This is a genomic window from Chryseobacterium sp. C3 (assembly GCF_014218905.1).
In the GTDB taxonomy this organism is placed as follows: Bacteria; Bacteroidota; Bacteroidia; order Flavobacteriales; family Weeksellaceae; genus Chryseobacterium; species Chryseobacterium mucoviscidosis.
In genome coordinates this window covers 39,302-59,467 of the sequence record NZ_JACLCU010000007.1, presented here as the reverse complement: position 1 = coordinate 59,467, position 20,166 = coordinate 39,302, and the positions used below count along the sequence as shown (strand labels likewise).

The following is a 20,166-nucleotide window of genomic DNA, read 5'->3' as shown; positions in this document are numbered from 1 at the left end:
TAAATATATTATGTCAGTAAACTTTAAACCATTAGCAGACAGAGTTTTGATCGAGCCGATCGCTGCAGAAACTAAAACAGCTTCAGGTATTATTATTCCGGACACCGCAAAAGAAAAACCTCAGGAAGGTACTGTTGTGGCAGTTGGCCCGGGCAAAAAAGATGAGCCTACAACTGTAAAAGTGGGTGACAAAGTTCTTTACGGGAAATATTCAGGTTCTGAATTGAAATTGGAAGGAAAAGATTATTTAATTGTAAAAGAAGGAGATTTACTAGGAATAATTGGCTAATAGCTTTTTGCTTCCGGCAGATGGCTTTCCAGCATTGAAAATAGTAAATGAGAGATTTCAAAAAATTTGAAGTTTGGCAAATAAGCCATCAACTGACTTTAAAAATTTATACCTCAACCAAAAATTTTCCAAAGGAAGAAATGTTTGGGTTGACCTCTCAAATCAGGAGATCATTTGCTTCTATCGGATATAATATTTCGGAAGGAAGCGGAAGAAATTCAGATAAAGAGTTTGCTAATTTCATCAATATTGCGCTGGGATCATCCAACGAAGCAGAAAACCAATTAATTCTTGCTAAAGATTTAGATTACATTCAGGAAAATGAATATCAAAATCTTTCAGAAGAATTAACCCTGCTAAAAAAAAAGCTTGTCACGCTTTGGAACAGGCTTAACGGAAATTAAAATCAAATTATAAAAAATAAACCGCGAATTGCTAAAGCCAAAAGCTAAAAGCAAATCGCCAAAAGCTTAAAACAATGGCAAAAGAAATAAAATTCGATATCGAATCAAGAGACGCTTTAAAAAGAGGTGTTGATGCATTGGCTAATGCAGTAAAAGTAACTTTAGGACCAAAAGGTAGAAACGTGGTAATCGAAAAATCTTTCGGTGCGCCTCACGTTACCAAAGACGGAGTTTCAGTTGCAAAAGAAATCGAACTTGAAGACAGAGTAGAAAACATGGGAGCACAAATGGTAAAAGAAGTGGCTTCCAAAACCAATGATATCGCAGGAGACGGTACTACTACCGCTACTGTTCTGGCACAGGCTATCGTAAGAGAAGGTCTTAAAAACGTAGCTGCAGGTGCAAACCCAATGGATTTGAAAAGAGGAATCGATAAAGCGGTTGCAACAGTGGTTGAAAACTTAAAAGCTCAGTCTCAGGAAGTTGGAGATTCTACAGATAAAGTGAAGCAGGTAGCTTCTGTTTCTGCGAACAACGACGAAACAATCGGTGCTTTAATCGCTGAAGCGTTCGGAAAAGTAGGTAAAGAAGGAGTTATCACAGTAGAAGAAGCTAAAGGAATCGATACAACCGTAGATGTTGTAGAAGGAATGCAGTTCGACAGAGGGTATCAGTCGCCGTATTTCGTGACGAATCCTGAAAAAATGTTGGCTGAACTTGAAAATCCATACATCCTTTTAGTTGAGAAGAAAATCTCTTCCATGAAAGAATTGCTTCCTGTTCTTGAACCAATCGCTCAGGGAGGAAAATCTTTATTAATTATCTCTGAAGAGGTTGAAGGAGAAGCTTTGGCAACTTTAGTGGTAAACAAATTAAGAGGTTCTCTTAAAATTGCTGCGGTAAAAGCGCCTGGATTCGGAGACAGAAGAAAAGCAATGTTGGAAGATATTGCAATCTTAACAGGAGGACAGGTAATTTCTGAAGAGCAAGGTTTCACAATGGAAAACATCTCTTTGGATATGTTGGGAACTGCTGAAAAAGTTTCTATCGATAAAGACAACACTACGATTGTAAATGGTGGTGGTGACGACAGCAAAATCAAGGGAAGAGTTGCACAGATCAAAGCTCAGATGGAAACGACTACTTCTGACTACGACAGAGAGAAACTTCAGGAAAGACTGGCTAAATTAGCAGGAGGTGTTGCCGTACTTTACGTAGGTGCTGCTTCTGAAGTGGAAATGAAAGAGAAAAAAGACAGAGTGGATGATGCGCTTCACGCAACAAGAGCTGCTGTAGAAGAAGGTATTGTTGCAGGTGGTGGTGTTGCTTTGGTAAGAGCAATCGCTTCTTTGGAAAGCCTTTCCGGTGCAAATGCAGACGAAAATACAGGAATCAAGATCGTAAAAAGAGCGATCGAAGAGCCATTGAGACAAATCGTTGCCAATGCTGGTGGTGAAGGCTCTGTAATCGTTGCGAAAGTAGCAGAAGGACAAGGAGACTTCGGGTACAACGCAAAAACAGGCGAGTATGTCAACATGCTTGAAGCTGGAATCATTGACCCTACGAAAGTAACAAGAGTTGCCCTTGAAAACGCAGCTTCCGTATCCGGAATGTTATTAACCACAGAATGTGTGATCACTGAAGTGAAAAAAGACGAACCGGCCATGCCAATGGGCGGAGGAATGCCAGGAATGATGTAATGGCGTGTCGCCAAGACAATTTATATACTAACCGTTCTGATTTTCAGAGCGGTTTTATTTTCAAATAAAATAAATAATTAATAAAAAACTAACAAAATGAAAGAGATTGGAAAAGCAATATTTAATTTACAAAGGTTTCAAATTCTTCAAACTAAATTAAATCCTGCAACAAGTAATTTGATTCCAAATGATTACGCTTATGCATGGTATCAAAAACTTTATCCTTTATTAGAGGAAAACAATTTACATGAAGATTTACAGCCATATTTTTCTATAACTAAAGAACAAGTCGATGAAATTACAAATTATGCCGACAGTGAATGGTTAAAGAAAAAATATTATAACTTCTATGAATATGAAAAACATTACGAATGTCGAACAAATCCTGTAATGGGAATTTCTAGAAGCACATTAATTTCAGTTTTTAGATACATGTTTTTAAGAGATAGTTTTGATCAAGAATTTTGGGACAAATTATTAGAACCAATGCAACATCCAATTGAAGCAAGCGGAATAACCCGAGATTTTGACATTAATTACATGTATCTTATCTAATGGATTGGACAATAAAATTAGGAGTCGTCTCCTCAGTAATTTCGATTTCCGGTGCAGTGTGGTCACTATTTAATGTGAGGATTATACGTAAAACAAAAAAAGAAATTTTTTCTAAATTTAAAGTTGTTAAATATTCAAATATTAATGAAAAAGCTAAAACAACAATATATCAAGTTAAAAAAATTGCTTTGAAAAATAAAGTACCTAAAGGTATAAACTTATCTGATATAAATAATTTTGTTAATGATTATTACGAAAAAATTCATGAAATTAGTAACGACATAGAAAAAGAAAATTCAGCTAATCTTAACAATTACATTAGTAATTTACAAGAGAAAATAGAGGAAGTTTCAAAACTAAATAATAACTCTTCAGATCTTATAGAAAAATATACTCAACTGTACTATATAATATTGCAAGTTGATAAAGAGATCGATAAGTTTAAACAAAATATCATTGAGAAATAACCAGCTTTTGCGAGCCTTTCGCTCGTACCAAAAACATTAAACCGTTCTGATTTTCAGAGCGGGTTTTATTTTGTATTATTTTTTTAATTATATTTGAGAAAACTAATTAATAAAATCATGAAACAATATCAATTAACTTCTCATTTCCCTTCCTTATTTTTATTTTTAGAAGCAATTATAATTAGCCAGATATAAACTTTCATCATTTTATAAGAACTAATCAATATTCGACATTCTTAATAGAAAAAATTATAGACGCATACGCGTATTATTTATACAGATAAATTTTGTGCAATGCGTAAATTTACATGTCAGCGGTAGTGCTTGGAAAACTTCGCTGACGCAAACAGATAACCATTAAACTAATAAATATATGAGTTTCGGACATGCACTTTACTACCCGCATATTAATCTCACAAATAAAAATTGGGTTAAGCATTCTTTACTTTTTTGGGACAAAATTTCAAGAATAGTTCCAAGTTCTGTTGAGCCTTCTGACAATGAAGATATAACGAGTATAAAATATCATACTGGGTTTATTGAAGATTATCATCCTGAAAATTATGACACATCAAATGCTTTTAATCAGTTTAGTGACCAGTTAAGACATATTCTCGAATCCGACCATTTTTTTCACGATAGATACTTTAAAAGAGAAAAACATAGACGAGATTATAGGAGAGATTATTATGAAAGGAGAAATTTTTATTCAGACATGGCTAAGTCAAGTGGCACATATATTCATGTAATGAAGATTGACCCACGAATGAAAGAATATTTATTTGAAATTGGTATCGCAGTTCCTGGTGAAAATGAATGGGAAAATTGGGTGAAAATTGATAATGAAATTGGGCTACTATATATGGCCTACCTTGCAAAATCAATTTCAAAGAAAAAAACTCTCCCTATAGTAACGGATGTTGAACACTCTTTTTCAGCATCCATTCAATTTGAAGACAAAATTAACTCCGATTATAAAAACCAATTCGAATATCGTTTAGGAAATCTTCTTATTGAAGCCATTGTTCCAAAAAGAATTAATGATGTTCCTCTTGACAAAATAATTGACATTCGAGAAAACTATTCTGCTGAAAGAACAGCGTTCTTTAATGAAATTTCCAACCTAACAAACTCAATACCAGATATAGATAATGCATCTTCATTAAAAGATGCCTTAAACCACTACTCAAGATTGATATTGAAAGAAACGAAACATTTAGAAAAATTATATGAAACACACAAAATTGAAACAGTAAATAAGTTTTTGAGCATTTCTGTTCCGACAACTATTGCATCTTTATCAGAGCTTATTCCTGATATAGCAAAGCCAATTGTTACAACAGGTGGGGTTATTTTTGGAATAATATCTTCAGCTAATTCTGTAAAAAAGGAAAAACTTGAATTACAAGCGAATCCAAAATCTTATCTACTTAATCTAAAGTCTGAACTTTCAGGTAGTAATATGTTTTCAAAAATAAATGATAATATAAAAGGTATAAGAAAATGGTGAATAGAATGGCATAAGACATTAATCATGATTTAGACAAAATGGGACTTAAGTCTTGTAAAATAATGTAATAAATAAAATTTGTAATATTAACCAACAATAGTATATTCCAACTTCTATTATATGAATTAGTCGTTTCTGTTTTCTTGTTAAGTGATAGATTAACATAATCATATATTGTCTTCAGAATTTATAATCAATTTTAAAATCTAATAATTCTTTAGGTAATACATTTAATCAGATGTCGCGGATTTCTAATCCGTGACATTTCCGTATCAAAGAACCTCATTCGTAAAAATTTCCAATCTACGCTTATACAATATAAAAATTTAAATCACGGATTGCAAATCTACGATATCGAGGTTTACTCATCAATTTTATACTTTTCTATATCAAAGTCAAAATCAAATAATTCTTTTGGATGAATTTGTAATGCTACGGCAAACTTTATCATAGTTTTCAAAGTTAGATTTCTTTTTCCTTTTTCATATTTACTTACTTCTGCCGAATCAATACCTGTTAGAAATTCTAAATCTTGTTGAGTTTGGTTATTTTTCATTCTAATTTCAGAAATACGCTTTCCTATCAAAATTTGCAGGTCTTTGTGAAAATCCATTAATACTATGTTTTCAACTAAATTGCATTTATAAAAAATAAATATTATTGGGATATATGCCAGTATTGTGATTTTTTGTTATATTTGTCGAATAAAAGCATTTAATATAAAATCAATTGCTTATTTAGAGATTTAAAAACACAATTTATCATATACCCTTGGTTTGTATAGGCAGGAAGTTCAGGCATTTTTACAACTTCCTCCTGTACAGCCAGAAAAAATGTAAAAACAAATAACCAAAACCAAATTTATCATTTAACAACACATCATGATGAATTCAAGAAAACTTAAAATTTATTCAAGATTTCAGAAAAGCAGCAACAAACTCATCATCGTTCCGGAAATCCGCCTCAGAGGAAAATGGCTTGATGAAATAGGCTTCGGAGAAGGAAAAATGGTGAATATTCAGCAGAAGAAAAACAAGATTATCATTACGGTGGATAAATTATAAATCATCGCAATATCTACAAAATTATTAACTTTCTAAAAAACGGAAGAAAAACAATGGTTTGTGTATGCGTAAAATCTACGAATGTGTAAATTTGAAAGTCAGCCGCAATGAATTAAAATCACTATGAAACATCCCTTGATCTGCACTTTTATTTCTGTGTTGCTTGTAAGTTGCAGCGCTTCAAATCTCAATAAAAAAACAGGTAACGATGTTGCGCCTGTTTATACTACAACAAGTTATCTCGACATAAAGCTGGATTCTAACAAACAACTTCCTTCCAATCCGTACATTCTGGAATTTACAAACGGTAAAAAAACAGTGGTGTTTTGCGGTGTAGCTCATCTCACAGACGATTCGGATATTGAAAATCCAATGTTTACAAAAATTGAACAGAAGTTTTTTGCCTTCAGACCCAATATTGCCATTAATGAAGGAGGCGACATCTCAAAGAAAATTTATACTTCCAAAAAGGATGCCTTATTAAAAGATGGAGAAATTGGATTAACCAAAATACTGAGTGACAGTTTAAAAATAAAAACAGTTGACGGAGATCCGCCAGTTTCCTTCGAGTTTAAAGAATTACTTAAAAGCTATTCTAAAAAAGAATTCTTGGCGTACATCATTACAGAACGCCTTATGTGGGGACTTAAAGGGCAGCACATTACAGACCTCCGCGAAATAGAAAAAAGATACAATACATTTATAGAAAACTATATCATTAAAAAAGGCGGTGTAGCATTATCCAAGTCCGAACAAAAGTTCAGTTTCTATAAATCCGGTTATGAGCAGCTGTTGAAACGTCCTTTCGACATTTTGGAACTTGAACCTACAAATCCCTTTGAACCCGTGGGGAAATTTCAGGAAATCGGAAGAAAATCCAAAGAAATACGCGACCAGTTTTTACTAAGGACCGTTGATAAATTATTGGACAGCAACGACAGAATATTTATTGTTTTTGGCGGATGGCATTTATTAACCTGTAAACCCGGACTTGAAGAAATCATTAGCAAAAAAAGAGAATAACTTTTATTAATATTTAAAAAGATGCAGCGGATTTGAAATCTGTGACATTTCCCTACCCAAGAACCTCGTTCGTAAAAATACCTAAAAACTAATATCAGAATATTTTTCACTTTACTATAAGTCCTGAAATTAATCCGATTACAAATACACTATACCGATTTTATTAAACTTTTTTACTATATTTAAACTATTGCAGTTCGCTTGAAGTTCGGGAATATAAAGAACCGTTATAAATAAGGCGATAATCAATGAAAAACTAAAAACAAAAAAGTGAAAACAAATTTAAGTGCTTTAAATGAGAAACAGCAAGATGCAGTTATTAGCGAAGATAAGAGACTTTTAGTTCTTGCAGGAGCAGGTTCAGGAAAGACCAAAACACTTTTGCAAAAACTCATTTACTTAATTGAAGAAAAAAATGTGAATCCTTCCGGCATTCTTGCGATTACTTTTACAAAAAACGCAACAAATGAGATGATTGACCGGCTTATCATTTCTGCAGACGAAAGTGGTGAATACGAAAAACAACTTTTTGACAAGCAAAAAAGTATTGCAGACAAAGAAAAAGAAAGATTTTTACAACAGAAGAAATACACATGGATCGACGGACTTACCATTAAAACTTTTCATAGCTTCTGTTACAGTGTTTTACGTAATTATGGTGTAAATGAGTTTGATAACAAATTCAAAATAATAGGAGACGAAAAGCGCGACGACGAGAGTGAACTTTCAAAACACATTGCTCCCGAAACGGCTTTTGAAGTAATGCATAAATTACTTATAGACGAATGTGAAAACACAGAATACCTGTTAAAGCTAAAACGCTATATTCTGGATTATATCATAGACAAAATCCATTTAAAAAAAATAGATCCTAAATATATACCCAAAGACGGAAAATATTTTACTACACTTAACGGAACAAAAGTACGTTCGAAATCAGAACAATTTATTGCAGATTGGTTTTATCGCCACAGCATAAAATTCGAATATGAACCTTTGCTAAACATTAAAGATTTTACTTTTACTCCTGATTTTTATATCCCGAATGCAAATCTTTACCTTGAGCACGTTAGCAATAAAAGTTACTCAACAAAAGATAAAGAAGAACAGTTTAAAATAGGAAATCTTTTGCTAATCAGGACTTTTGAAAGTATGACAAAAGATTCTGCTTTGTTCAATCACACGCTCGACAAAATTGTTAAAAATCGTTTACCATCAGATTATCACCAAAATATTTCCATAAACTTTAAAGAAGAATTTAATGGCTATCATGAAAACGTGAAAGATTTTATTCTACAAATCTTAAGAATTACTGATATGATAAAAGTTGAAAACATCTGCATAGATAAAGTTTCAGAAAACGCTGGGAAAGATCAACACGAACGTGTACGCTTTTTTTATGAGTTGGCAATTCCCATTGTGAAAAAATATATTCATTATTGTACAAACAAATCTTACCTTGACTTTAACGATTTGATTTCACGAACAGCTTCATTGTTTCAAAATCACGAAGATATAGCAAACAAATACAAAGGAAAATTTCAATATATCTTGGTTGATGAGTTTCAAGACGTAAACAATTTACAAGTAGAGCTTATTAAATTATTACTTACCAACAATACCCAGTTATTCTGCGTTGGTGATGATTGGCAGAGTATTTACGGTTTCAGAGGATCAAATGTGAGCTATATTGTAGAATTTGAAAAACACTTTGCAAATGCAAAAACAATAAAACTCAATCTAAATTATCGTAGCACACAAAATATTGTTGGTGCAAGCAACGAAGTTATTAAACACAACAAATTTAAGGTAGAAAAAGACGTTCAGGCATCAAAAAAATCCGAACATAAGATCGTTGTTTTCGCAGGAAATACAGAAGACGAAAATCTGCAATTTTGTACAGATAAAGTAAAAGAGCTGTTAGAAGACGGGATAAACAATGATGAAATTTTATTTCTGTACAGACGAAGTAAGATGTTTACGCCTTATTTTTTCAGATTTAAAAATGAAAATATTCGTGTTCAGAGTAAGACAATACATGCATCCAAAGGACTTGAAGCAAAAGTTGTTTTCATTATTGGTTTAACGGAAGGCAATGGTGGATTTCCGGATATTTGGCTTGAAGACAGGATTTTCCAAGTGATAAAACAAGCAAATCACGATCTGCTTATGGAAGAAGAAAGACGTCTATTTTATGTTGCTATTACCAGAGCCAAAGAAAAGCTTTTTTTAATTACTCAAAAGGGAAATGAATCGAGTTTCTTAAAAGAAATTCCAACTGCATACACAGTTCGAACTACAAACAAAATTAAACAGGTTTTTGATAAGGTAATCCTGTGCAGCACTTGTTTCAGCCAATTAGAAAAACTTCATAAATTTTGTCCATATTGTGGACAAAAAATATCAGAACAAAAAGACGAAATTGAAAACAATGAAAAAGAATAGATTTCCAAAGTGTTAAAATTTGCCTGCGTGTTACAAAAATATAATGATGTTACAGCAAAAAACCGATGAAAAAAATAACCTCCCTTCTGTTCATAATACTATCAATTATCTGTTTCGGGCAGAAAACCGTTCATTTTGCTGATTCTATTCGCAAAGTCTATCACATTCCGGAAATAAGCTACGCCGTAATCAATAGCAAATCTACACTGGAAATGGCGGCATTAGGAAAACATTCAGTTGATCTTCCGGACACGGCAACTTTAAACGACAGATTCCACATTGGTTCTAACACCAAAGCAATGACTGCATTTATGATTGCCAAATATGTGGAAAATGGAAAATTGAAATGGACGACCAAATTTTTCGATCTGTTTCCCGAATGGAAGCCGAAAAGCAAGCCCGAATACGCCAATATTACCTTACAGGATCTCCTTTCTCATAAAGCAGGAATTCAGCCGTTTCAGGGAGAAGACGATCCCAAAATTCCGGATTTTAAAGGAACGCATCAGGAAAAAAGAAAGCTGTTCGGAGAATTTGTACTTACGCTGGAACCTATGAAGACAGACGAACAGCATCCTTTTGTCTATTCCAATGCAGGATATACTTTAGCGACTTTAATGGTAGAAAAAGTAACTGGTAAAAGCTGGGAACAACTGGTTGATCAGGTCTTTAACAAAGATTTAAAATTAAACGTACAATTATCGTGGCCGGAAAATCAGAAGCAGAAAGACACTTGGGGACATTTTACGGAAGATGGTAAACTACAACCGGTTCCTTCCACTTTTGATTATCATCTGGATTACACAGAACCTTCGGGAGATATCAATTTAAAACTGAAAGATTACATCAAATTCATTCAGCTTAATATTCAGGGGCTTGAAGGAAAAAACAATTACCTGAAAGCCAAAACGTATGCTTTTATCCACAAAGGAATTCCGAATTATTCGATCGGATGGTTTAATATTTACGAGAACGGAAAGGAACTTTCTACCCATTCCGGTACAGCGGGAACGTATTACAGTCTTGTTCATATCGACAGAATAAAGCACAAAGCGTATATTATTTTCGCCAACTCTTTTAATCCGGATACTCAACAAGGCGTGAGACTGTTGATGAGAAAACTGAAGGAAAATTATGGAAGTTAGGATTTTTTTGTTGAAGATGAGAGCCTTGCAACAATTGAAGCTCAGATGTCGCGGATTTTTAATCCGTGACGTTTACCTACCAAGAACATATTTCGCAAAAAATTTGCAACCTATACTTTCAGAATATAAAAATTAAAATCACGGATTACAAATCCGCGACATCGGAACAATAATACTTTGAGAAAATGAACAGAATTATTTTATTACTTATTTGCTTGACAACTTACAATTTTGGACAAGCTCAAACAATTGACACACTTATAAATGTTGGAAATCACAAATTGCACTTTAACATTATTAAAGGAAAAGGAACACCAATCCTTTTTGAAGCAGGAAATGGCGATGATGGTAGTGTTTGACAATCAATAACAAACGAAATTCATAAGCAAACAAAAGCTACAATAATAACTTATGACAGAGCTGGGTTAGGAAAAAGTGAAATTGATACGACAAAAATCAGCTTCCAAAACGAAGTAAAAGACTTAGAAATAGCTTTAAAAAAATTAGGCTATTCTAAAAAAATATTCATTGTTTGCCATTCTTTAGGTGGTTATTATGCTTCATTATTTACTCATCGGAATATAAAAAAGGTAAAAGGAGTTGTTTGTATAGACATTGCTACACCTTGCTTTTTTACAAAAAAATGGTCGGATGAATTTATCCAAACAATAAAAGAGGAAGATTGGAAAATGATTAAACAATATAAACCAGGTTTGTTTTATGCTTTAAATAGCTTTTCAAATACAGCCGAATTTATGCAAGACAAGTTTTTAAGTTCAAAAACACCTGTAACAATGGTTATGGCAGAAAATATACAACCAATGATAAAAGAAGATGAAAAGGAAAAATGGATAAATTGTTGTAAGGAATTGGGAACAATGCCAAATCATAATTTTGTAATTGCTAAAAATGCTGACCATAACGTTTGGGAGAGAAACCCAGCAATCGTTATTGAAGAAATAGTAAAACTGTACAAAAAAACTAAATGAACATAGGAATATTTACCTACGGAACAAGAGGAGATTTACAACCATATGTCGCATTGGCTCTTGGACTTATGGACAAAGGGCATCAAGTAACCCTTTCTGCAACGGAAGACTTTAAAGACTTTGTTGAAGGTTTTGGTGTTGCATTTCAGCCACTTTGGGGAAATGCCGAAACAATGATGAACTCAAAAGAAGGACAAAGCATTTTGCAGACAGAGAACTCAATAAAATTAATGAAGTATTATTTCAAAGTACTTCACGACAACAGAGACCCTTTGAGAAAAAGCTATTATGAAGCAATTTCAAAAGTTGATTTTATCATTGCTAACTCAATGACACTTCCAATTGTAAGTGCTATTGCTGAAATACAAAATAAAAAAGTTGCGTTAAGTTATTTTATGCCACCCGTTGTTCCAACGGCTGAATTTCCATTAGGTGATTTTGATTTTTTTAATTTTCCTTGGTACAATAAACTCACTTATAAAATCGCACAAGGTTTCTTTTGGAAATTCATAAACAAGACACCAACGAGTATAGAAAAGAACTTGGTTTGCCTGAACTAAAAGAGAATTTAGTTACATATCTTGACAAACAAAAAATATTGGACTTGTACTGTTTAAGTCAGTCTTTAATTCCACAACCAAAAGACTGGGAAAGCCATCATAAAATAACTGGTTTTATAAATATTCCAAAACACAAACGAGAAAATCACTTTTTGGACCAAACAACAAGCGAACTTTCTGAATGGTTATCTAATGGCGACAAACCCATTTATATTGGTTTCGGCAGTAATGGAGTTGGTAACACAGCAAAGTTTTCTAAAATCTTGACACAAGTTTTAGAGCAAACCAATGAACGAATTTTGTTTTGTACAGGCTGGTCACAGTTTGACAATTTGCCAACAAACAAAAATTTATTTGTAACGAAGTATGTAAATCACGAAACAATTTTACCACAATGCAAAATAGGAGTTTTTCACGGTGGTGCAGGAACTTTGGCAACTATGTTAAGGCACAATTTACCAGTAATCATTGTTTCATTTTATACAGACCAACCAACTTGGGGGAAAATTGTTGAACGAAAAAAATTAGGTGTACATATTCCTGTAAAAACTTTATCGGCTGACAAACTAATTTCGGCTATTCAAAAAGTTCAAATAAAGGAAATAGAAAATAATGTTTCAATAGTTGGGCAACAAATCAGAGACGAAAATGGTCTTGACAATGCTATAACTGAAATTGAAAAATACTTTAACGAATGAAATTAATACGGCACATAACATAGGTTTGGCAATATGGCGGCTGAAGTGCTTCTATTAAACATTTGTGCAAGGTTCAATAGCAGTAATTCTATTGAACTTTTGTGCTAAAATTCCGCCACATCGCAAAGCCGAGCCGATCGTTAGCTGTAATCTTAAAACAACGAAACGCAAAAATGAAAATCATAAAAATTATACCATTTTTATTACTAAATTTTCCAGATGTCGCGGATTTGCAATCTATACTTTCAGAATATAAAAATTAAAATCACGGATTACAAATCCGCGACAGCAGGTGATATTTTTAAGGAAATAAGCGCTTTCAACTTCCCTGAAACATTGGTTTTCAAAAATATCGACTTTATAGAAGAGACAGATAATCTGCAATGGAAGACGCTGCAAAGATTTCCATTGTCTAAAAATAAAATAATTGTTTTCTTTGGGTTGATATACATTATTATTGACGCAATGCGTAAATTAGAGAGTTAGGCGTAATTTTGGACAAACATACCTTCATATGAATTTTGAAACAAAAATTATTAGAGAATCGCATATAAGCTTATTTGATTTAACAGGTTTGGATTATAAATTAAAATTTTATTATGACGAAACTAATAATATCCGTAAGTACTATTTAAAAGAAGATAAATTTAACGAGTCAATTAAAACTAATTTCATACTAGGAGGTTTGGTTTTTGAGAATGCACAAAGTTTTGATTTACAACCTCTTTTCAAAACATTCAAACTTCAAAAGAATATTAGTGAAGTAAAGTTAAAGCATATTGCTAAAGGGAATTTTATTGAATGTTTAAATTCAATTCATTTACAGTCTATTTTTGGTTTCTTAATTTCAAATGATATTTCTATCCATTATTCTTCTTTAAATTTTCTATATTTTTCTATTGTTGACATCATTGACTCACTTATTGACGCAACAGATATTCATTATGCACCATTTTATAATAGAGAGTTAAAAAATGATTTATTCATATGTGTTAGGAAGAACATAAAGATATTTATCGAACTTTTTTATGAATATCAATTTCCTAATCTTCAAAAAGATAGAATTAATGATTTTATTAAAAATATCATAACAATTTTTGAAAAAGAGCCCAATAGTATCGGTAACAGAACTATATTAATGCTATTAAGAAAAAGTAAAGATTCTAAAGAACTTGTTTTTATAATGAATGAAAAAAGTCACCAATTAATAGAGAATTTTTCCCTTTTCTATGCAAGAAATATTTATCTTTTCCTAAACTCTGAACACTTTTTTGATAAGGAGGATTCTGTGGAGCCAATAATCGAAAATTTAAATATGACTTATGCAGGTAAAAAAATTGAAAATTATAAATTCATCGACTCAAAAGAAAATTTATATATTCAATTATCAGACATAATTGTAGGTATAATTGGAAAATTTTACAATTACATAAATGAAAGTGGTATTGAAGAAATCCAAAATGAATTAATTACAATTAACAAAACACAACAAAAGACCCTAAGTTTATTTTACAATGTTTTAGAAAAATCTGAAGAAAAAAATAAAGCCTTTATTCATTTGACAATTAGTAATGATGAGGGGCGAAAAATTACAATGATAAAAAACTATGCCTAACATTGTATTGGCAAAAAACGGGGCAAATACTGTTTTTCATAACCTATTTCCGCGAATTTACGATCCGTGAGAAATAATATTATTTTAAATCCACCAGTTCTGAAAGAGAAATTTCCAAAGCAATAGCCAATTCCAGTAAAGTATAAAGTGTAGGATTTACTTTTCCGTTTTCCAATTTTTCAATTGCCTGTCGGTCTTTATTACAGGCACGGGCAAAATCCGACTGGCTCCACCCTTTCTGTTCTCGAAGCATAATAATTCTTTTACCCAATTCTGTCTTTAGCTGTTCTCTCGTCATAATTCAAATGTCAGCTAATTCGCTTACAAATTTGTCATACAAAAAGTTGACAAATTGATTTTTTTTATACATTTGTCATATAAAAATACGAAAATAATGAATTCAAGAAAACTAAAAATCCATTCAAGATTTCAGAAAAGCAGCAATCAACTCATCATCGTTCCGGAAATAAGGCTCAGAGGAAAATGGCTTGATGAACTGGGTTTCGGAAAAGGAAAAACTGTACACATCCAGCAAAAGAAAAAGAAGTTCACCATTACTGTTGCGAACTAGTAAAATTAAAGTAACGGTTTGCAAATCTGCGAAATCAGTTGGTTATAAAATACTTGGACGCATGTTATAAATTTAAATTTGACGCAATGAGTAAATTTAAATGTTGCCTGCAATGCTACAGGCGACCGTGCTAACAAGAAACAGACGAACTAAAACAAACGGACAAAAATCAAAAAATCGTATCTTTCAGACGATTTTTTCATTAAAAATGGAGCTTACACAGGAACAATATGACATCATAAATTCAACGGGCAACATCAAAATAAATGCTGTTGCGGGTTCGGGTAAGACTACGACCATAATTGAATACGCCAAAGCACGACCCAAGACATCCAAAATTCTTTACCTTGCTTTCAACAAATCAGTAAAATTAGAAGCACAGAAAAAATTTACGGACAAAGGACTTGACAACGTAAAAGTTGAAACTGCACATTCGCTTGCATACAAGCACATTGTTTTCAAACACGAATACAAAGTCCGACATCAAGGTTACAAGACAAACGAAATAGCCGAGTTGCTTAACTTGCAAGGTAACGGAGAAAAGCACGCTGAATACATTGTTGCGAACCACATCAATAAGTTTATTGCATATTTCTGTAACAGCGACAAACAAAAAATTCAGGACTTAAATTATCTTGGAACTGTTTCCGACAATAAAGCTAAAGCATTTGTAACAATCTTTTACGACTACATTGAGAAACAAACACGCTTACTTTTAAACAAAATGGACAAAGGCGAAATTGAAATCACACACGACTTTTATCTCAAAAAATTTCAACTTTCAAACCCGACACTTCATTACGACTACATTTTGTTTGACGAAGGACAAGATGCTTCATCGGCAATGCTTGACGTTTTCTTTAAGCAAAAAGCAACCAAAGTAATCTTTGGCGACACGCACCAACAAATTTACGGTTGGCGTTATGCCGTGAACTCACTTGAAAAAGCAGATTTCAAAACTTATAATCTTTCAACAAGTTTTCGTTTCAGTCAAGACATTGCAAGCTTAGGAATGGAAGTTTTGAGATTAAAAAAACATATCAATAACGAACCAAATTTTTCAATAATAGGAAAAGGCACAACCGACAAAGTAAAATCAAAAGCGGTAATTGGAAGAACAAATCTTGGTTTGCTTTTGAAAGCGATTGAGTATGTAATGGAAAAGAAAAAAGTTAAGAACATTTATTTTGAAGGCAACATCAGTTCTTACACTTATGCAGACGAAGGAGCTTCGCTTTATGACATTCTAAATCTTTACAACGAAAAACGACACCTTATCAAAGATAAGCTAATCAAGGAAATGAAAAACCTTGATGAATTAGAAGATTATGTTGAAAAAACCGAAGACGTTCAACTTGGAATGATGATTGAAATTGTGCGAGAATACGGCAACAAAATTCCAAACATCATAAAAGCAATTAAAGAAAAGCACATTGACAACGATGACAAAGAAAAAGCAGAAATGATTTTTTCAACTGTTCATCGTTGCAAAGGAATGGAATACGATGCTATTCAACTTGTCAACGATTTTATTTCAGAAGAAAAATTAGAAAAATTTTTAGAAGACAAAGAAAAAAGCATCAATCCTGACAAACTAAATGAAGAAATCAACCTTTTGTATGTTGCCGTTACACGAACAAGAAACAGTATTCACATTCCTGAAACACTAATGCCAAAAGAATTTCCACGTTCTTCGCAAATTCACATAATGAAAGTTTCAAGCGAAGAAGAAAAGGAAAAACTTTTAATACCAATACAATCCAAAACCACAAATCTGCAAACAGAAAAACAAGAACAGACAAATGGCAAAGCATATTCTTATGACGAAGTAAGAGAAAAACATAAAGACGCATACAAACCTTGGACAGACGAACTTAACCAAGAATTGACAGTAATGTATTGCGAAGGCGTGAATGTTCGTGATTTGGCAATACATTTCGGACGAACAAAAGGTGCAATCCGTTCACGAATTAAAAAACTTGAACTTGAAGAATTGTATGGCTGACAAAAACTTTGAAATAATAAAAAAAGCACATCAGGCAATAGGGGTTTGGCGTAATAGTCTGCCAACGCACAAAGCCAACGCTCAACGGCTACTACGCCAAGCCCCTGAACGTTAGCTGCCATTTTACACCAACATTATGCAAATATTTGATACGGAAAAAATCGAACTAATCAAGCAGATTGTAAAAGAAGGAAAACTTCCCCAATTTGTATATAAATATTAAAACTAACCAATTTTACAGAAGATGTCTTAAGAGAAAGTAAAATTCGGTTTGGAAGTCCAGTAAATTTTAATGCCCTATTTGATTGTCAATTAATTCCAGATGACCAGATGTCGCAGATTTACAGCCCATGACATTTACCTACCAAGAACATCTTTCGCAAAAAATTTGCGACCTATACTTTCAGAATATAAAAATTAAAATCACGGATTACAAATCCGCGACATCGGTATTTTAATATCCAGTGGATTTAGACTTGCGGCTTTTACTTGAATTAAAACATCGTCTGCCGTAGCAATTGTTGGTTGAGGAATATTATTGAGAGCTAAAACTTCTGATGCTCCAAAATTTTGATATTGTATTACTTACATTTTTAAGTTTAAAATATTTTATTTAAATCAATGTATTCCACCTTTTCTAAATATGGAAAAAAGGTAAACTTTCTATTTTATTAACCACTTGTTCCATTTCCATATCTTTAAAAAAAAGCATTGCACCATTGGTATCTGTTCTTACAAAAAAGTTTTCAATAATTCCTTCTTCTTTCCACTTCATTACCATTGGTATTTCTTTTTGCTTCAAAGCCTCAAAATCCACATCTGGATAATTAGAAGCGTATTTTGTTGTTATAACTGCTATTCTGTTCATTTTTTTAATTTTATTTAGTTGTACCACAAATTTATTACCTTTGACTAAAAATTTTATATTAACAATAAATATGTGTATAGGCTAAAATTTTAGACTAATAGAAAACAAAGCGGTTAGGAAGACAAAAGAGTTTACACCAGGTAACTGCCCTGTTGTGTATTGTATGAATATTATTGGTGGAAAATGGAAACCAAGTATTATTCATATGATACGAACAGACAGAAATCGTTATAGTGTTTTACTTAAAAACATAACAGAAATTAGTAAACAGACTTTGACGAATCAGTTAAGAGAATTAGAAACAGACGGAATAATTGAAAGAATTATTTTTCCTGAAATCCCACCAAGAGTTGAATATAATATAACTGACTATGGAAAAACCTTGTTGCCTATTATTGACAGTATGTATCAATGGGGACGACAACATATGAAAACAGACAACAAAGGATATTGCGATGAAAAATAAAACTACCTACAACATCGGTTTGGCAAAAGCAGGGCTGAAGTGCAAACTTCAGCTTTTGTGCTTCTATAAAATTTTTGTACATTAACCGAACGGAAGTGCTTCGATTGCCCTGCCTTCGCCAAGCCACAAACCGTTAGCAGTAATGCTCTCAAAACCGCAAAACAAAAACATAAAATGAATCAATAATGAAAAAAAATATTTTAATACTTCTATTCTTTATTACAGTAGTTTCTTGTAAAGAAAAAACTCAAGAAATTGAAAAAACAGAAATTAAGCCAAAAAATCAAATTCAACCCAAAACTGATTTATTAAAAGAAAATTCGGATGCAATTGATGAAATCAAATTTATGAAAGTAGATATGGCGAATTTTCCAATATCTGAAGAAACTTCTTTCGACACTTATGATGAATCATATAGAGAAAATCATCCTGATGGAAGAGTTTATAAAAAGCTAAAAAAAGAACAAATACAAAAATTAGGACTTCAAGATTGGCTTAAAAACGGAACGGATATTTCTGTTAATTATGAATTACCCTATTCTGAAAATTTCAGAACATTTGTATTTACATTTCAAGATGGAGAAATGGAACTTAAAACCTTTATGGTGACTTTTGACAAAAATTTCAAGAAAATTGACACATTGCAAATTGCTTACGACGAAATTGCGGAATCTTGGATGTGGACAAAAAGCGAGATTTCCAAAAGCAAAATTGAAGTGAAAGATTATAACGAATCCAGTGGAGAAACAGAGATTACGACAACAATTTATAAAATTGACGAAAATGGTAAATTTGTAACACTTTCGAAGAGTGAACCAAAAATGAAATAAGCACTATCCGATAGCGCGGATTTGCAATCCGTGATTTTACAATATGGAAATTACCAATCCGTGACATTGCGAGAATTATACTGCTTTTGTGGAGCGTTTTTTTACAAGTAATCTAAAGGACTTTTGACTTTACTTTTGGAAATATCTGTAATATGGATGTAAATTTCTGTGGTTTTAATATCATTATGCCCTAAAAGGTCTTTAATTATTCTGATATCTGTACCGTTTTCCAAAAGATGCATTGCGTAAGAATGGCGTAGTGTATGAACAGTTGCGGGAGAACTGATGTTTGCCTTTTTCAAAGAGTTTTTAAATACCTGCTGCACACTTCTTTTTGAGTATTGTTCTGTATTTTGACCTTCAAACAAATACGTTTTCGGCTGATACATTTTAAAATAAACTCTCAATAATTCCAGCAATTTGGGAGAGAGGTTTACGAATCTGTCCTTCTTCCCTTTTCCCTGCCTGATTAAAAGAACAGATTCCTGTGATTTTATATCCGATATTTTCAGTTCCAGAACTTCACTTAATCTTAGACCACACGAATAGATGATAGTAAGGAGAGCTTTATGCTTTATATTTTCGGTACATTCAAGAATCTTTTTTACTTCGTTCCTGGTAAGAAATTTAGGCAGCTTTGTTTCTCTTCTTTTAGGATACAGATGCTTAAGATTGATATCCTTACCAAATAATAATTTGTAAAATTTAGCAATACTTGAAAGAATAATGCTTTGATGCGACGCAGAAATATGGTGTTTATTAATTTTCCAAAAGATAAATTTTTCAACATCTTCTAAAGAAATATCAAGCGGATCTGTATACTTTTGAGAAGCGATACTCAAAAAATTCTGAAGAGCACTTGAATAGTTTTTTACAGACGATGAACTGTATCTTTGAATAATTAATTTCTCTTTGTAAGAATCTACAAGCGAAATAATTTCCATGGTTAAGTTTTCACCAAA

At 32.5% G+C, this 20,166-nt stretch carries 22 protein-coding genes and 1 pseudogene; 19 read left to right on the top strand and 4 right to left on the bottom strand.

Annotated features, from left to right (window positions below):
- The first annotated feature begins 10 nt into the window (after positions 1-10).
- The 6 genes from groES (at position 11) to H6W53_RS15800 (ending at position 4,925) form a co-directional block, all read left to right on the top strand.
- On the top strand, positions 11-289 hold the full coding sequence (gene groES, locus H6W53_RS15825) for a co-chaperone GroES (protein WP_029295711.1): 279 nt from the start codon (positions 11-13) through the stop codon (positions 287-289).
- Between the two features lie 47 nt (positions 290-336).
- Positions 337-693 (top strand): four helix bundle protein, encoded by a 357-nt coding sequence (locus H6W53_RS15820; RefSeq protein ID WP_185208199.1) that lies wholly within the window; start codon positions 337-339, stop codon positions 691-693.
- 74 nt (positions 694-767) lie between these two features.
- Complete coding sequence (groL, locus tag H6W53_RS15815) at positions 768-2,393, top strand: chaperonin GroEL (protein ID WP_185208197.1); 1,626 nt, start codon at positions 768-770, stop codon at positions 2,391-2,393.
- Between the two features lie 96 nt (positions 2,394-2,489).
- The gene (locus H6W53_RS15810; protein ID WP_185208195.1) at positions 2,490-2,948 is read left to right on the top strand and encodes a hypothetical protein; all 459 of its coding nucleotides are present in this window, start codon (positions 2,490-2,492) and stop codon (positions 2,946-2,948) included.
- Positions 2,948-3,415: a hypothetical protein gene (locus H6W53_RS15805; RefSeq protein WP_185208193.1), complete on the top strand. Its 468-nt coding sequence runs from the start codon at positions 2,948-2,950 to the stop codon at positions 3,413-3,415. The genes H6W53_RS15810 and H6W53_RS15805 overlap by 1 nt, the downstream gene beginning before the upstream one ends.
- A 373-nt stretch (positions 3,416-3,788) precedes the next feature.
- Positions 3,789-4,925, top strand: coding sequence for a DUF6236 family protein (locus tag H6W53_RS15800; protein ID WP_185208191.1), 1,137 nt, complete (start codon positions 3,789-3,791; stop codon positions 4,923-4,925).
- A 361-nt stretch (positions 4,926-5,286) separates the two neighbouring features.
- Here the strand turns inward: H6W53_RS15800 and H6W53_RS15795 are convergent, their stop codons facing one another.
- On the bottom strand, positions 5,287-5,538 hold the full coding sequence (locus H6W53_RS15795; RefSeq protein ID WP_087707305.1) for a helix-turn-helix domain-containing protein: 252 nt from the start codon (positions 5,536-5,538) through the stop codon (positions 5,287-5,289).
- Between the two features lie 268 nt (positions 5,539-5,806).
- Between H6W53_RS15795 and H6W53_RS15790 the strand changes: the two genes are divergently transcribed.
- From H6W53_RS15790 to H6W53_RS15755, 9 genes and pseudogenes are all read left to right on the top strand, one after another.
- Entirely contained in the window at positions 5,807-5,989 is a 183-nt protein-coding gene (locus tag H6W53_RS15790; RefSeq protein ID WP_185208188.1) for a SymE family type I addiction module toxin, read from the top strand.
- A 123-nt stretch (positions 5,990-6,112) separates the two neighbouring features.
- Positions 6,113-7,012, top strand: coding sequence for a hypothetical protein (locus H6W53_RS15785; protein WP_185208186.1), 900 nt, complete (start codon positions 6,113-6,115; stop codon positions 7,010-7,012).
- 270 nt (positions 7,013-7,282) lie between these two features.
- Entirely contained in the window at positions 7,283-9,457 is a 2,175-nt protein-coding gene (locus H6W53_RS15780) for a UvrD-helicase domain-containing protein (protein WP_185208184.1), read from the top strand.
- A 65-nt stretch (positions 9,458-9,522) separates the two neighbouring features.
- Positions 9,523-10,602, top strand: a complete 1,080-nt coding sequence (locus H6W53_RS15775) for a serine hydrolase domain-containing protein (RefSeq protein ID WP_185208182.1) — start codon at positions 9,523-9,525, stop codon at positions 10,600-10,602.
- Between the two features lie 365 nt (positions 10,603-10,967).
- Positions 10,968-11,246, top strand: a pseudogene (locus tag H6W53_RS21730) (alpha/beta fold hydrolase); the annotation flags it as partial.
- A 45-nt stretch (positions 11,247-11,291) separates the two neighbouring features.
- A complete protein-coding gene (locus tag H6W53_RS21550) occupies positions 11,292-11,591 on the top strand; it encodes a hypothetical protein (RefSeq protein WP_228457813.1) in 300 nt (99 codons plus the stop codon).
- Positions 11,588-12,151, top strand: a complete 564-nt coding sequence (locus H6W53_RS15765) for a glycosyltransferase (protein ID WP_185208179.1) — start codon at positions 11,588-11,590, stop codon at positions 12,149-12,151. Before H6W53_RS21550 ends, H6W53_RS15765 begins: the two co-directional genes overlap by 4 nt.
- Complete coding sequence (locus tag H6W53_RS15760; protein WP_185208177.1) at positions 12,091-12,849, top strand: glycosyltransferase; 759 nt, start codon at positions 12,091-12,093, stop codon at positions 12,847-12,849. The genes H6W53_RS15765 and H6W53_RS15760 overlap by 61 nt, the downstream gene beginning before the upstream one ends.
- A 514-nt stretch (positions 12,850-13,363) precedes the next feature.
- Entirely contained in the window at positions 13,364-14,464 is a 1,101-nt protein-coding gene (locus tag H6W53_RS15755) for a DUF3800 domain-containing protein (RefSeq protein ID WP_185208175.1), read from the top strand.
- A 79-nt stretch (positions 14,465-14,543) separates the two neighbouring features.
- Here the strand turns inward: H6W53_RS15755 and H6W53_RS15750 are convergent, their stop codons facing one another.
- Positions 14,544-14,762 carry a helix-turn-helix domain-containing protein gene (locus H6W53_RS15750; protein ID WP_185208173.1) on the bottom strand — a complete coding sequence of 73 codons (219 nt, stop codon included), beginning with the start codon at positions 14,760-14,762 and terminating at the stop codon, positions 14,544-14,546.
- A 96-nt stretch (positions 14,763-14,858) separates the two neighbouring features.
- Here H6W53_RS15750 and H6W53_RS15745 point away from each other — a divergent pair, with 96 nt between their 5' ends.
- Both H6W53_RS15745 and H6W53_RS15740 read left to right on the top strand, forming a co-directional pair.
- Entirely contained in the window at positions 14,859-15,035 is a 177-nt protein-coding gene (locus H6W53_RS15745; protein WP_185208170.1) for a SymE family type I addiction module toxin, read from the top strand.
- Between the two features lie 208 nt (positions 15,036-15,243).
- Positions 15,244-17,040, top strand: coding sequence for a UvrD-helicase domain-containing protein (locus tag H6W53_RS15740; RefSeq protein ID WP_185208168.1), 1,797 nt, complete (start codon positions 15,244-15,246; stop codon positions 17,038-17,040).
- A gap of 637 nt (positions 17,041-17,677) precedes the next feature.
- On the opposite strand, the gene H6W53_RS15735 is transcribed toward H6W53_RS15740, so the two are convergent.
- A complete protein-coding gene (locus tag H6W53_RS15735; RefSeq protein ID WP_228457812.1) occupies positions 17,678-17,908 on the bottom strand; it encodes a hypothetical protein in 231 nt (76 codons plus the stop codon).
- Positions 17,909-18,071: 163 nt separating this feature from the next.
- Between H6W53_RS15735 and H6W53_RS15730 the strand changes: the two genes are divergently transcribed.
- Positions 18,072-18,374, top strand: coding sequence for a winged helix-turn-helix transcriptional regulator (locus H6W53_RS15730; RefSeq protein WP_194304482.1), 303 nt, complete (start codon positions 18,072-18,074; stop codon positions 18,372-18,374).
- A 185-nt stretch (positions 18,375-18,559) separates the two neighbouring features.
- Complete coding sequence (locus H6W53_RS15725) at positions 18,560-19,204, top strand: hypothetical protein (RefSeq protein WP_185208166.1); 645 nt, start codon at positions 18,560-18,562, stop codon at positions 19,202-19,204.
- A 101-nt stretch (positions 19,205-19,305) separates the two neighbouring features.
- Here the strand turns inward: H6W53_RS15725 and H6W53_RS15720 are convergent, their stop codons facing one another.
- Complete coding sequence (locus H6W53_RS15720) at positions 19,306-20,148, bottom strand: tyrosine-type recombinase/integrase (RefSeq protein ID WP_185208164.1); 843 nt, start codon at positions 20,146-20,148, stop codon at positions 19,306-19,308.
- Positions 20,149-20,166 lie beyond the last annotated feature (18 nt).

What these genes read in the sequence shown, in the direction of transcription:
- groES (WP_029295711.1), top strand. Translation starts at nt 11, where the DNA reads ATGTCAGTAAACTTTAAACCATTAGCAGACAGAGTTTTGATCGAGCCG.
- H6W53_RS15820 (WP_185208199.1), top strand. Translation starts at nt 337, where the DNA reads ATGAGAGATTTCAAAAAATTTGAAGTTTGGCAAATAAGCCATCAACTG.
- groL (WP_185208197.1), top strand. Translation starts at nt 768, where the DNA reads ATGGCAAAAGAAATAAAATTCGATATCGAATCAAGAGACGCTTTAAAA.
- H6W53_RS15810 (WP_185208195.1), top strand. Translation starts at nt 2,490, where the DNA reads ATGAAAGAGATTGGAAAAGCAATATTTAATTTACAAAGGTTTCAAATT.
- H6W53_RS15805 (WP_185208193.1), top strand. Translation starts at nt 2,948, where the DNA reads ATGGATTGGACAATAAAATTAGGAGTCGTCTCCTCAGTAATTTCGATT.
- H6W53_RS15800 (WP_185208191.1), top strand. Translation starts at nt 3,789, where the DNA reads ATGAGTTTCGGACATGCACTTTACTACCCGCATATTAATCTCACAAAT.
- H6W53_RS15795 (WP_087707305.1), bottom strand. Translation starts at nt 5,538, where the DNA reads ATGGATTTTCACAAAGACCTGCAAATTTTGATAGGAAAGCGTATTTCT.
- H6W53_RS15790 (WP_185208188.1), top strand. Translation starts at nt 5,807, where the DNA reads ATGATGAATTCAAGAAAACTTAAAATTTATTCAAGATTTCAGAAAAGC.
- H6W53_RS15785 (WP_185208186.1), top strand. Translation starts at nt 6,113, where the DNA reads ATGAAACATCCCTTGATCTGCACTTTTATTTCTGTGTTGCTTGTAAGT.
- H6W53_RS15775 (WP_185208182.1), top strand. Translation starts at nt 9,523, where the DNA reads ATGAAAAAAATAACCTCCCTTCTGTTCATAATACTATCAATTATCTGT.
- H6W53_RS21550 (WP_228457813.1), top strand. Translation starts at nt 11,292, where the DNA reads ATGATTAAACAATATAAACCAGGTTTGTTTTATGCTTTAAATAGCTTT.
- H6W53_RS15765 (WP_185208179.1), top strand. Translation starts at nt 11,588, where the DNA reads ATGAACATAGGAATATTTACCTACGGAACAAGAGGAGATTTACAACCA.
- H6W53_RS15755 (WP_185208175.1), top strand. Translation starts at nt 13,364, where the DNA reads ATGAATTTTGAAACAAAAATTATTAGAGAATCGCATATAAGCTTATTT.
- H6W53_RS15750 (WP_185208173.1), bottom strand. Translation starts at nt 14,762, where the DNA reads ATGACGAGAGAACAGCTAAAGACAGAATTGGGTAAAAGAATTATTATG.
- H6W53_RS15745 (WP_185208170.1), top strand. Translation starts at nt 14,859, where the DNA reads ATGAATTCAAGAAAACTAAAAATCCATTCAAGATTTCAGAAAAGCAGC.
- H6W53_RS15740 (WP_185208168.1), top strand. Translation starts at nt 15,244, where the DNA reads ATGGAGCTTACACAGGAACAATATGACATCATAAATTCAACGGGCAAC.
- H6W53_RS15735 (WP_228457812.1), bottom strand. Translation starts at nt 17,908, where the DNA reads ATGAACAGAATAGCAGTTATAACAACAAAATACGCTTCTAATTATCCA.
- H6W53_RS15730 (WP_194304482.1), top strand. Translation starts at nt 18,072, where the DNA reads ATGAATATTATTGGTGGAAAATGGAAACCAAGTATTATTCATATGATA.
- H6W53_RS15725 (WP_185208166.1), top strand. Translation starts at nt 18,560, where the DNA reads ATGAAAAAAAATATTTTAATACTTCTATTCTTTATTACAGTAGTTTCT.
- H6W53_RS15720 (WP_185208164.1), bottom strand. Translation starts at nt 20,148, where the DNA reads ATGGAAATTATTTCGCTTGTAGATTCTTACAAAGAGAAATTAATTATT.